This window comes from Budvicia aquatica DSM 5075 = ATCC 35567 (assembly GCF_000427805.1).
In the GTDB taxonomy this organism is placed as follows: Bacteria; Pseudomonadota; Gammaproteobacteria; order Enterobacterales; family Enterobacteriaceae; genus Budvicia; species Budvicia aquatica.
On the sequence record NZ_KE386588.1, the window covers coordinates 201,120 to 213,824 of the forward strand.

A 12,705-nucleotide genomic window follows, 5' to 3' on the forward strand; every position below is an offset into this window, starting at 1 on the left:
AGAACATATAAGCCAAATAGATTATAAGCCGTAGCGCTCAATCAATCCCCGATGCCGCTCAACATCGGGGGCATCTGCTTTCTCTGCCAACGTAAACCAACACCAATCGTGCTGCCAGCTTTCTGTCAGTTCTAGCAGCTTGGCATTGATTTCTGCAGCAGTTACATTCGCTGGGGCAGCCAGATAAAAATAGATGCCGTTTAGTGGTTCGGCTTCAGGATTCTGTGCATCGGTTAGCTGGTATTCTGTCGAACTTCTGACCCGAATTTGCCAGCCAAGCTGCTCAATGGCATCAACAAAATCTTGGTATTGTTCTTCGCTTGGCATAACACCATCAATAAACCAGCTATCACCATAATTCCCACGTTTTAGAGTGTGTACCACTCGATACACTGCGGTGTACTCTTTACGCTGTTCTTCATCCTCCGGGGGTGTTTCTAACATGCCGGCATCAATCACCACCACATCACCGTAGCATTGGCTATTATTCGGCGCGGCCAGTTGCAGTACTTTAGCCGTTACAGGGCCAATAAATTGACCGTAGTATTCAACCTCATCGTCACGATCGTCCATGCGTAAACGAACCCAGCCCCAATCTTCATTAATTTCCCCTTCTCCCGGAGTCAATTTAATATCGATTTTTTCGGCCGTTTCACGAACAAGATCCCACTGTTCTGCCGCGCTGGCGGCGGTCATCAGATCCCAAAGAATATTCCTTGGCTCATCCGTTTGCTCAACCAATTGCTGATAACACTCGATGGCCTGTTGAAATAGTTTTTGCTGCATTGACACTTCAGCCAGCATCATCCTCGGGCCTCGATATTCAGGAACGACGTCAATCATCTGCTTACATAGCCGTTCAACTTCCGGCCAATTGGCCTGATGCTGAGCCTGTTTAATTCGGCACCAGAGTGCAACTGCCGGTAAGGTTGGCTGATAGGCATCGGCTAGGCGAACGATTTCCGACTGGCTCGAAGGATCGGACTTTTCATCCAGTAAAATATCCAGCAGCCGGTAGGCTAGCACTGATTCTACGGACAGATGAGTCTCAACAAATGTCCAAAGCACTGATTTAGCCTGAGCAACGGCACCACAGGCCACCAAAGCCGATGACGCCATCTCAATCAACTCTTCATCGTCAGGGCGCGCCAAAGTGGCCTGTAATAACCACTCCGCCTCCTCTTCCGGATTACGCGATTCACCTTCGCCAGCCCGCTGCTCCAACCAAGCTAATAGTTGATCGGCAGCCACCGGTAAAGATGAATTATCGTTCGTCTGATCGATAGATAGCTTCAGGCTATCTAATAACAGATCGGCTCCGCGAACCTTATTTAACTTAGGCAAATGCTGATAAGCAACATCCAGAGAACGTCGTGCCGTCCAGACTGCACCACGGGCTAGAGCAAGTTTTGCATGCCAAACGGCCAGCGTAATAGTGTGGCGGTGAGCGCCAACCTGACTAACATGGTCTAACATTTTTTGGATCAGACGGCCTAACTGCCAGTTATTTCTTTCCGATGAGTTATTCAGCAGTAGTTTACTGGCATCCACCCAGTCCATATAAAATTCAGGCACCAAGTCTGACCATGCCGGAATCGCCTCCATAGCCTCTTCATCACGACCTAATCCTGCCAAACACCGTGCCTTTAATAAACTACGAAACTGGTTATTCTTCTGCCATTGATAGGTCTTAGCCAGCTCATCGGTGCGATCAAATAGTTCCATCGCCTCAGAATAGCGCCCCATATTTAGCAGGGTTTTGATCTGGAAGTTATGGATAGACAGGCAGTCGTCTGCCGTCGTGGAGGTGATTTTCTCTTCCTGCTGTTGTAAAAATGCCAGCGCATCATCTGGCCGATCGTCGTCAAGCAGGGCCTCGGCGTATTCACAGGACAGACAGTGAAAACAGTTCCAACTGGCATCAATTCTGGCCAACGTCTCTTCACATACCGCAATTCGTTCATCAACCCAGCCTGGGCCATCAATATTGGCATAGCAGCCGGATAAATCTTGAGTAACGCATACTGACTGCGGGCACTCCATGGTTTCCGGGCGATGAGCAAACTCAAATAGCTCAACGGAAGTAGCCAGTGCAGATTCCCCCTCAAGCCGGCTACCTACCCGATTACGTAAATGCCAGTGCCGGACAAACACTTCCAGCCATGGATTCTTCAGGCTGCGGCTCAGGGCGAGTACTTCTGGAAATAAAGCGTCCGCTTTATCAATATTCAGCTCTGCGACGTCATCGGTAAATCGGTCAATAATTCGGGCCGCCTCGCCTTGTCCGGCCTCTTTTAAATCATCTTCTAATTTATTAACCCAGTTCCAAATATCCATTTGTCATCCTTTATAATTTTTATTTTATACCCGCACGGCCGGGCACTACGCGATTAGCAAAATAGCGAGTATCTACTCACTCTCACCGTTTTCTGTTACCCGGCCACCCGATCGGGCCAGCATCTGTGGAATCAGTTGGCTAAAATCAGACAGGGCAGAGTTAAGGGCCATCGCCTGCGTCTGGCTACCGCGGCTCGACATAATCACTTTCAGCGCCTTCAGCATACGGGCTGCATCATTCAAGCCAACATGATGAGTACGGAACCCTTCCAGTAATGCATTCACCGCCGGATTGTTAAGATTCACATAAAGCTGCCGGGTATTGGTGGCGCTGATTTTTGCCGTGAATTGTCGGGCTAAATGCAGGGCGGCGATCGATACTCGCTTATCGGTTTCATCGTCTTCAAGACGCTTCTTCAGCTCTGCTTCGCGGTCATGAACCACCACCAGCGGCAATTCAACCGGTTCAAAGCGTGAGGTTATAAGCTTCTCTCCGTCACCCAATACCGAAAGTAACCACTCACTTTCGTTAATTGGTAAATCATCGAGTTTAAACAGTTGCTTGTTACCGGCATTGGTACCCAACTCAACCAACTGACAGCCTTTTGCCGTCGCCCAGCGCCGTAAAAATGGCACTACCGCATAGCGATCGCCATAGGCTACCGGTACCCCCAAAGCCTGAAACAGGGTTTCTTCAAATCCTTCTTTGGCATCCAGAATCACATGGATAGCCCCTTTGGAACGCAAATCTTGAGCACGCAGATCGCCTTGCGAAGTCGGCACTTTGATAGTATCGATTAACAGGTCAAACAAACGTTCATCGCACAATGAGGCGCCGAGCAGGGTTTCATTATGACGAACAATAATACGCCGCCAAACCTCTGGCTGCCTGCGTGAAATCTCTGCCAAACCGGTAATCAGTGATTCACTCAGGGCATATTGAACGGCTGAATAGTGGCTATCACGCTGAAGATCTTCACGGCTGGCTGTTGGTGTCAGCTTATTAGATTCAATCACTCCACCAATAAATCCGGCCCAGGGCGGTAATAAATCTCGCGCATCATCGTCCAGTAGCATGCCACGCAGAAAAATAGACAGATTGCGATTATCACTGGTACCGTAAGTCGAGCCATCCTGCACCCAAAGCATACCAATGGCATCGCTTTTTCCATCCGGAACAACAGGTACGGTGCAAATAGGTTCAAAGTTTTGTTCAAACCGGGCGGCAAACTCAATGCGTAACCGCCGATCCTGAATAGGATGCACAGCAATATCGCCATCCCTGCGCCATGGCGGCATATCCGGATTAACCGGAGTTAAATTTTGGCCAATAAAGATCGGTTCACGTAATAGAACACAATAACGGCTCAGGATATCGTTCAGCACTTTTTCATTAGCCAGATGGCTAAATTCATCACGTAATAGCAGCGTAACCTCAGTCCCGATCTCACGGCAGTTCACCGGTTCGGTAGAGTATTTCTCACCGTTCGCTGAGCGATAACGCCAACCTTGCTGCGGGTTTTGATAGGATGTGGTGGTTACCATTACCTGTTTTGCCAGCACAAAGGCAGACAAGAAACCCAGCCCGAACATCCCGATCAATCCGGTGTCATTATCTTGCTGACGTAATGTACGGGTATAGCCAACCCCGACCGTTGCTAAATAAGCATGAATTTCATCTTCAGTCAGCCCGGCACCATTATCAATAATACGAATCAGGCCATTTTTAGCATCGCCAATAACCTGAATGCGCCCGGTATCAGGCTGGCCGGCATGCTCAAGGCGACGACGAATAATGGAGTCATGTGCATTCTGTACCAGCTCGCGCAAAGCCACCATGGGCGTAGAATAAAGATGTTTACTCAGTACCTGCATTAATCCACTAAGGTCAACGCCGGCAGAGCAAAACTGGGCGGTTACTGAAGGGTCTTGGGAAAATGAAGAATTATCCATATAAGCGTTTTATGATCCTGAATATATTGTAGCGACTAACCATGCCATCGCCGGTAAAACCGTTTGGCCGGCCTTAAATTCATCATGCTGATAATCAATTATTCTTGTTCAACATAGATAAAGTGAAGCCTTTTCTTTGATACCAGCCCGTGCCCGTGCTGACAAAAGTAATCAACTGCACCACAGGCCTGCATTTTTTCTAGTGGCTTGTTGCACTCCGGGCATGGAGCTACTTGTAGATAGCCTTTATCACAGGTTGCACAATGATAAATATTACCCTGCTGCCATAACAACGTCTGGTGACATTGTGGACAAAATACGTCCATTTGATTCTCCCGTCAAAATAGTCCGGCAGCGCGGAAAAACAGCAGGCCGAAAGCGGTGGTAAAAAATGATCCCAAGGTTGTTAAGGCAATAATATTGGCGGCCAGCGTAGAGTTCCCCCCCATTGCACGGGTCATAATATAACTGGCAGACGCGGTTGGCGTAGCCGTCAGCAAAAATATTACTCCCAGCGGAACGCCACGAAAACCATACAGCCAGGCACCCAAAAACAGCACGCCGGGAACCACTATAATTCGGGCAATACAAGATAAAACCGCCACGTTAGACGCTCTGAACATAGCACGAAAATCAAGGCTGGCACCCGTACACAACAAGGCCAACGGCAGAGCAATACCTGAGATATATTTACCCGTGTTAACAACAAATTCCGGCATCGATATAGAAAAAAGGGAGAAAGGTAAGCCGAATAAAATACCGATGATCAGGGGATTAGTAACAATACCGCGCAGCATACTTAAAAAACCGGGGGCCCCGCCTCTGCCGGAAGATAAAGACCGGGTCAAGGTGATAACGGATAAGACATTAAACAGAATCACCGTAACAATGATATAAAATGAGGCAATAGCAACGCCTTCACTCCCAAAGGCCATTGCACAATACGCCACGCCTAATATCGCGGCGTTACCACGAAAGCCGCCCTGAACAAAAATACCGCGCTCTCTGGGGTCTTTAACCAAAAGCGGTGCAACAAGTTCAAGCATCAGGTATGTAACAATCGTTCCAACTGCCCCATAAATAATAATAGGTATATGTTGCTGGAGGTCGCCATGGTTGGTAGCAATGCTAAAGAATAGCGTGCAGGGTAAGGCCAGATTAAATACCAGCCGACTGGCAGAGTCGCAAAAGTTATCATCAATCAGACGGAAACGACGTAGAAAGATGCCCATAAGCAACATCAGTAAATTAGGCACGGTAACGTTAAATGCAAAGTTCCATGCTTCCCATGACATCATTTCCAGTTACACCCGTTTTAGCAAAATAATAAAATGGTTAGTTAGGCAATATTCTGCTTATCTATCAAATAATAACAATCTAAACTCTTAGAAAAACGCGGTTGTTAACCACAATTGATTATAATCCCAATTATTATCATTCGAACATAATCAAATCAACGTCATATTACTATTTCGTTTCAATGATTATACCAACTGATAATTATTCTGGTAGGCAGAAAGCCGAGTAATGATTAATAATTAAAACACCCTGCACCAATGGGGCCATATTGAGTATAATATCCACTCAACTGTAGATAATCATGCTTTGTTCTAAATATTCGGGTGAAGTGACTGCATAAACAAGAAGTAGAAGACGAAAAAGGACTGTAACTTAATGATAAGGCGCCGACTAAACATAAGAATCCTCTCTCAACTTAGTGAAGGAAGATCCCACCATGAATGATCTTCTTCTGCTATTAGTTATTATTCTCTTTGTTGCCGCCATTGCCGTTACTCTGTCTAAAAAAGTCGGATTAGGCTCCATTCTTGGTTTACTCATTACCGGTGTGATTATTGGCCCTCATACTCCCGGCCAGGTTATCCTGAAGGAGCACGTTGGTCAGATACTTCATTTCTCTGAATTTGGTATTGTACTGTTACTCTTTATCATTGGTCTGGAAATGCAGCCCAAGCGGCTTTGGGCCATGCGTAAAGTGGTATTTGGTCTGGGTTCCTGGCAGATATTACTCAGCGGTGCCGCCATTGGCGGTTATTTCTACCTGTTCAGTAGCAATGTGAATGCCGCGATTATCATCGGGTTAACCTTAGCACTATCCTCTACCGCGTTTGTTATTCAAATACTTCAGGAACATAACGAATTCTCCAGTGAACACGGCAAAATTGGTTTTGCTATCTTGCTTATGCAGGATCTGGCTATTGTGCCGCTGCTGGCTTTAGTCCCTCTGCTTTCCGATAAGATTGCCGTTTTACCCGATGACTCACCGATGTGGATGCAGACTATTTCGGTTATCGGGGCGCTTTTATTAGTTATTGCCTTTGGCCGTATCGTGGTGCCGTGGGTATTAAACCGCATGGCAAAAAATGGCTATCGTGAAAGTTTTGCCCTGTTTGTGATGTTTGCCGTTATGCTTGCTGCCTACGTAATGGACCACTTTGGGCTATCGATGGCCCTTGGTGCCTTTATTATGGGCATGATGCTTTCAACGTCTAAATACGGCTTTCAGATTCATGCCAGCGTCGAGTCAGCAAAAAGCCTGTTGATGAGTATCTTCTTTATTTCGGTGGGCATGTCTATCGATTTTGTCACCTTGGCACAGACTCCGTTCCTGTTTGCCATGCACGTGACCGTTGTGCTGGCAATTAAAATAGCCGTGCTGTTTATACTATCGTTGCTATTTGGTGCATCAAAAGAAGCCTCAACGAAAATTGCCTTCCTGTTGTGTCAGGGTGGTGAGTTTGGCTTTGTATTATTTGGCGTCGCTAAGGCCTTCGGCGTGATCGATGACGCGACATTTATTATGGGTATCGGCGTTATCTCTGTCAGCATGGCCTTTACGCCAAGCCTGTATGCCTTCGGCTGCAACCTGACGAAAAGAAACGCCAAGTCTGATATTGACCCGACGCTGACTCCGCAAGATATGGCCCACAGTGCCAAAGTGGTGGTAGCTGGTTATGGTGATACCGGCTATGTTCTGGCTCAAATGCTGCAAGACTCTGCGATTCCGCATATCGTGATTGAAAAGAATCCAGAAGTGGTGAAAAAGGCCCAAAAAGCAGGAATTCCGGCTTACTTTGGCGATATTACCGATCCTAAACTACTCAATGTGATTGGGGTTGAGCAAGCTCAGATGGTGATTGTTTCTATCGATCACAGTGCCAGCGCTCTGCGAGCAGTTTCTACCCTGCGAACGCTTTACCCGATGCTAAAAATATTAGCCCGGGTTTTAGACCTTGAACTGAAAGATAAATTAATTGAGGCCGGCGCTAACTGGGTGGTAGTTGAAACCTTAGAAAGTAGCTTACATATTGGTGCCGAAGCGCTGAAAGTCTTGGGGGTTGCAGACGATCAGGTTTCAGAGCTCGTCGATTCATTACGTAAAGATGAATCGATGTCATCCTCTGCTGAATCTGAAGAGCAAGATGAAACTCAGGATGAAAGTCAGGATGATGTTCAACAAGATGATTTTACCGACCATAAACCGGCGGTGGCTTAAGCTTAGATAGCGAACAAGAAGGGCGCCAATAGGCGCCCTTCTTATTTTTAAGTCTAAGGTAGCCCTATTTCCGGCCCTTAATGTGCTGCATCAGACGCTTACGTTTACGCTGCTGGCTTTGGGTCAGTTGATTGCTTCGGCCAGAGAACGGGTTATCCCCTTCCTTAAACTGAATACGAATCGGTGTTCCCATTACTTCTAATGAACGGCGGAAATAGTTCATCAGATAACGCTTGTAGGAGTCTGGTAAATCTTTTACCTGATTACCGTGAATAACCACTATCGGCGGATTATAACCACCGGCATGGGCGTATTTCAGCTTAACCCGACGGCCGCGAACCAGCGGTGGCTGGTGATCGTCCTGCGCCATTTGCATGATTCTGGTCAGCATTGACGTGCTTACACGATGAGTTGCACAGCGATAGGCTTCCTGAACTGATTCAAACAGGTTACCGACACCGCTGCCGTGCAGAGCAGAAATAAAGTGCACCCGGGCAAAATCGACAAAGCCCAGACGCAGGTCCAGCGCTTCTTTAACCTGCTCTTTAATTTCCTGGCTTAGCCCGTCCCATTTATTCACGGCAATTACCAGTGAGCGCCCACTATTCAGAATAAAACCTAACAGAGATAAATCCTGATCGGAAATACCTTCACGGGCATCGATTACCAGTAGCACTACGTTGGCATCTTCAATCGCCTGTAGCGTTTTAATCACTGAGAACTTCTCAACGGTTTCAGTTACCCGCGCACGCTTACGTACGCCGGCAGTATCAATAAGTATGTACTCACGTTCATCTCGCTGCATCGGGATATAGATACTATCCCGCGTGGTACCCGGCATGTCATAAACAACAACCCGGTCTTCCCCTAATATACGGTTGGTCAGCGTTGACTTGCCCACGTTAGGGCGACCGACAATCGCCAGCTTAATCGGTAAATTTTCTAAATAAGAAGTGTCTTCGACGGCATCTTCATCCGGCAGCTCTTCTTCAGCCTCATCACCCCAAGCATCGTCGGCATCTTCATCGATTTCTTCTTCAATAGCCGGGCCTAATACTTGTTCAATCAGCGAGGTCACACCACGTCCGTGAGACGCAGCGATCGGGTGAACCTCACCCAAACCTAATGAATAGAAATCAGCAACCGCGGTATCCGGATCCAGACCATCCGTTTTATTAGCGACTAAGAACGTCGCCTTTTCACGCATGCGAAGATGTTGTGCAATACCTTGGTCTGCGGCCATTAACCCGGCACGAGCATCGACCATAAATAACACAACGTCTGCTTCTTCGATGGCCAGCAAGGACTGCCCGGCCATACGAGTTTCAACGCCATCTTCCGTGCCATCGATACCACCGGTATCAATAACAATAAATTCATGTCCGGCAGCTTCAGCTCTGCCGTACTTACGATCGCGGGTTAGCCCTGGAAAATCAGCAACCAATGCATCACGAGTACGCGTTAAGCGGTTAAATAGCGTGGACTTACCCACGTTCGGACGCCCGACCAGCGCGATAACAGGTATCATTGTTGAAGCCTCTTTCTTTTATAACTCTATGATTTTATGCTGAATATCGAGTTTTTATAATCAGCTTTATATAAGACGAAACGGCCCCTGATGTCAGGAGCCGTTTTAAACGAACATAGTTGAAAACTAAATCATTATGTTCGCCTGATAAACTAAAGCCTTAGCGGGTGAAAGAATAAACGTAACCACCGCGAGCCTGAATTACCAGTCTGTCACCCGCTACGATTGGGGATGATAAGAAACCATCGCCATCAACCTTGTGCTGAGCAACAAAATAACCGCTTGCGCTGTCCATCCAGTGTAAGTAGCCCTCGGCATCACCAACAACGACGTAGCCATTAAAAATAACCGGAGCCGTTAATCCGCGGTGTAACAGATCGCTCTGAGTCCACAGAATGGCGCCACCGTTAATATCTAATGCGACTACGCGATCGTTTTGATCGACCAGATAGATCTTGCCGGAATCAATAAAGAAGTCGTTGACTGACCCCATATCTCTTTTCCATAAAATCTGGCCTGAACGCAGATCTAACGCGGTAAAACTACCGTTATAACCAATGGCATAAATAACGTTATCTAAAATGATCGGTGTACTATCAACGTCAGATAGGCGATCTATTTCAGTCGCGCCGCTTGGCTGAGAAATTCTTTGCTGCCAGATTAATTGGCCTTGGTCTAGCAGAACAGCATTCACACGGCCATTATCACCACCAACTACTGCTGCACCATGTGCAGTTGCAGGGGCTGATTCACCGCGCAGAGAAAGCAGTGGCATATCTAAGTTAGCCGTCCACTTGATAGAGCCGTCTTCTACATTTAAGCCCTGTAGCATGCCGTTAGTGGTATGAATTAGCACTAAGCCACCGTCAACAACCGGGCGAGACATTGCTTCACCGGCAACGGTCGTTTTCCACGCGATAGAACCATCATCTTTGTTTAACGCATAAACGATCGCATTTTCACTGCCAACGTAGACATGGTTACCCGCTGCGGTTACACCGCCGGATAACATGGCTGATTTCGTTGAAGAAAAGAAATAGTTTTTATCAACGACGTTGGTTTTCCAGATTTGCTTACCGGTATCTGCATCCATCGCTTTAACCATGCCGTCACGATCTGCCGCATAAATACGGCCATCTTGCCAGCTTGGGCGTAAATGAGAATAATATTCACCGATACCACTACCAACCGAAGTACTCCAAACTTTATTCGGAGAAAATTGGTTATCAACTTTCGGCAGCGGAGACATCTTCACTACGTCTTCTTCACCACCAAACAGCGAACAGCCACTCAGCATCGTTACAGAAAGCAATCCTACGCAAAAAATCCTACGTAATTTCATTCAAGTCCCCTTAAGCGGCCAGATTATTCAGTTTTATACGCAGTAATTCTTTCAGTACCGGTGAAGGATCGGCTTCAGAGGCTTGGCTATAAGCTTCTCGAGCCCCTTTGATATCACCTTTTTCTGCCAGCACGTCGCCACGAATGGCCTGCGCCTGAGCGAACCAACCACCTTTTTGTACGCTATCCAGCGTTTTTAGTGCTTCATCATACTGCTTTTCTTGCAGTTGAATGCGCGCTAAACGCAGATTGATCGTTGGCAACAAGTTGTCGTCTTTAGTGTGGCTCTGGGCCCATAACAACTGCTGTTTCGCTTTAGCAAAATCGCCTTTATCAACAGCTTCCTGAGCCATCTTCATCGCAGCAAAAACACCATAGGTGTTGTCATTAGCTTGAATGAAAGCTTCAAGATTAGCCGTGTTATCACTGTGCACAATAGCCTGATCGAAAGACATTGATATAACGGCAGATGTCTGCTGCTCATGAGACTGCCAATAGCGCCAGCCAAATAAAGCACCAATACCTAATACAACCCCGACAACCATCGCTTTTCCGTTATCACGGAAAAAGCTGCGCACCGCATCTAGCTGTTCGTCTTCATTATTATAGATTTCCACGGTGTCCCTCTTAAATTAACCGATCAATGTTGCTAAATACGTGGCTGCTTCAGCTTGAGCCAGCGTCTGTTGTTCACCATTACGCAAGTCTTTTACTACAACCTGACCCGCAGCAACTTCATTTTCACCCATGACTAATGCGATGTTTGCACCCCACTTATCAGCACGGGAAAATTGCTTCTTAAAGTTCCCACCGCCGTAATTAGTCATCAAACGTAACTTAGGCAAGGTATCTCGCAGGTTTTCTGCCAGTTGCATTGCTGCTATCTGGGTTCCTTCACCTGATGAAATCAGGTAAACATCAACGATTTTATCTGCCTGAAAATCTGGATTAACCGCCTGAACTAATAGCACTAAGCGCTCAAGCCCCATCGCAAATCCTACGCCTGAAGTAGGATGACCGCCAAGTTGCTCAACCAGCCCATCATAACGACCACCAGCACAAACAGTACCCTGCGCACCTAAGCTGGTCGTTACCCATTCAAATACAGTCCGGTTATAATAGTCCAAGCCGCGGACTAAACGTGGGTTAATCTTATATCCGATACCCGCACTGTCTAAAAACTTGCACAGGCCCGCAAAGTGAGCTTTTGACTCTTCATCCAAATAATCAGGAAGCGTTGGAGCATCGTTAAGTAATATCTGAACATCTGGATTTTTAGAATCAAGTACCCGCAACGGATTGGTATACATCCGGCGCTTACAGTCTTCGTCCAGTTTATCTTTATACTGTTCCAGATAGGCGGTTAATGCCTCTTTGTATTTTGCTCTGGCATCGAGTGAACCGATAGAATTCAGCTCTAAAGTCACATGCTCTGCAATACCCAACTCACGCCACCAGCGTGCAGTCAGCATAATCAGTTCGGCATCAATATCCGGTCCCTGTAGACCAAACACTTCGGCACCCATTTGATGAAATTGGCGATACCGGCCTTTCTGCGGGCGCTCATGGCGGAACATGGGTCCTAAGTACCAAAGACGTTGTTCTTGATTATAAAGAAGACCACGCTCAATTCCAGCGCGAACGCAACCAGCGGTACCTTCCGGGCGCATCGTGAGTGATGTCACCTCTTCACCATCGCGTTCACGATCGTTAAAGGTATACATTTCTTTCTCTACAACATCAGTAACTTCACCAATGGCTCGCTTAAATAATGGCGTTTGTTCAAGAACTGGCGTACGGATCTCACTATATCCATAAGACTCTACGACACGCTTAATGATTTCTTCTACTCGTTGCCATATTCCCGTATCTTTTGGCAGGTAATCATTCATGCCACGTACAGATTGAATTTTCTTTGACACGTCAATTCTCTATATCTTTAAAATTTTGCTGATTATAGGAGCTATACACACTCGACATCAACGTAAACAGGCAGTTGTTACACAGTAATACCGCCATAATAAGTCTTTTT

At 46.8% G+C, this 12,705-nt stretch carries 9 protein-coding genes; 1 reads left to right on the forward strand and 8 read right to left on the reverse strand.

Going from position 1 to position 12,705, the window contains the following annotated elements:
- Positions 1 to 21: 21 nt before the first annotated feature.
- The 4 genes from YWE_RS0124800 to YWE_RS0124815 all read right to left on the reverse strand — a co-directional run bounded on the left by YWE_RS0124800 (position 22) and on the right by YWE_RS0124815 (position 5,585).
- Positions 22 to 2,337, reverse strand: coding sequence for a tetratricopeptide repeat protein (locus tag YWE_RS0124800; RefSeq protein ID WP_029096866.1), 2,316 nt, complete (start codon positions 2,335 to 2,337; stop codon positions 22 to 24).
- A gap of 72 nt (positions 2,338 to 2,409) precedes the next feature.
- Positions 2,410 to 4,290: an ATP-binding protein gene (locus YWE_RS28650; RefSeq protein WP_051323570.1), complete on the reverse strand. Its 1,881-nt coding sequence runs from the start codon at positions 4,288 to 4,290 to the stop codon at positions 2,410 to 2,412.
- A gap of 98 nt (positions 4,291 to 4,388) precedes the next feature.
- Entirely contained in the window at positions 4,389 to 4,616 is a 228-nt protein-coding gene (locus YWE_RS29995) for a zinc ribbon domain-containing protein (protein ID WP_029096867.1), read from the reverse strand.
- 12 nt (positions 4,617 to 4,628) lie between these two features.
- The gene (locus YWE_RS0124815; RefSeq protein ID WP_029096868.1) at positions 4,629 to 5,585 is read right to left on the reverse strand and encodes an AEC family transporter; all 957 of its coding nucleotides are present in this window, start codon (positions 5,583 to 5,585) and stop codon (positions 4,629 to 4,631) included.
- Positions 5,586 to 6,025: 440 nt separating this feature from the next.
- Between YWE_RS0124815 and YWE_RS28655 the strand changes: the two genes are divergently transcribed.
- The gene (locus YWE_RS28655; protein ID WP_071605935.1) at positions 6,026 to 7,804 is read left to right on the forward strand and encodes a cation:proton antiporter domain-containing protein; all 1,779 of its coding nucleotides are present in this window, start codon (positions 6,026 to 6,028) and stop codon (positions 7,802 to 7,804) included.
- A gap of 64 nt (positions 7,805 to 7,868) precedes the next feature.
- On the opposite strand, the gene der is transcribed toward YWE_RS28655, so the two are convergent.
- The 4 genes from der to hisS all read right to left on the reverse strand — a co-directional run bounded on the left by der (position 7,869) and on the right by hisS (position 12,595).
- Positions 7,869 to 9,332 (reverse strand): ribosome biogenesis GTPase Der, encoded by a 1,464-nt coding sequence (gene der / locus YWE_RS0124825; RefSeq protein WP_029096869.1) that lies wholly within the window; start codon positions 9,330 to 9,332, stop codon positions 7,869 to 7,871.
- Positions 9,333 to 9,492: 160 nt separating this feature from the next.
- Positions 9,493 to 10,674, reverse strand: a complete 1,182-nt coding sequence (gene bamB / locus YWE_RS0124830) for an outer membrane protein assembly factor BamB (RefSeq protein ID WP_029096870.1) — start codon at positions 10,672 to 10,674, stop codon at positions 9,493 to 9,495.
- Between the two features lie 10 nt (positions 10,675 to 10,684).
- On the reverse strand, positions 10,685 to 11,290 hold the full coding sequence (locus YWE_RS0124835; protein ID WP_029096871.1) for a YfgM family protein: 606 nt from the start codon (positions 11,288 to 11,290) through the stop codon (positions 10,685 to 10,687).
- Positions 11,291 to 11,305: 15 nt separating this feature from the next.
- Positions 11,306 to 12,595, reverse strand: coding sequence for a histidine--tRNA ligase (hisS, locus tag YWE_RS0124840; protein WP_036017086.1), 1,290 nt, complete (start codon positions 12,593 to 12,595; stop codon positions 11,306 to 11,308).
- Positions 12,596 to 12,705 lie beyond the last annotated feature (110 nt).

Bases quoted from the DNA above. Each gene is read 5' to 3' on its own strand.
- YWE_RS28650 (WP_051323570.1), bottom strand. From the start codon at position 4,290: ATGGATAATTCTTCATTTTCCCAAGACCCTTCAGTAACCGCCCAGTTT.
- bamB (WP_029096870.1), bottom strand. From the start codon at position 10,674: ATGAAATTACGTAGGATTTTTTGCGTAGGATTGCTTTCTGTAACGATG.
- YWE_RS28655 (WP_071605935.1), top strand. From the start codon at position 6,026: ATGAATGATCTTCTTCTGCTATTAGTTATTATTCTCTTTGTTGCCGCC.
- YWE_RS0124800 (WP_029096866.1), bottom strand. From the start codon at position 2,337: ATGGATATTTGGAACTGGGTTAATAAATTAGAAGATGATTTAAAAGAG.
- der (WP_029096869.1), bottom strand. From the start codon at position 9,332: ATGATACCTGTTATCGCGCTGGTCGGGCGTCCGAACGTGGGTAAGTCC.
- YWE_RS29995 (WP_029096867.1), bottom strand. From the start codon at position 4,616: ATGGACGTATTTTGTCCACAATGTCACCAGACGTTGTTATGGCAGCAG.
- YWE_RS0124815 (WP_029096868.1), bottom strand. From the start codon at position 5,585: ATGTCATGGGAAGCATGGAACTTTGCATTTAACGTTACCGTGCCTAAT.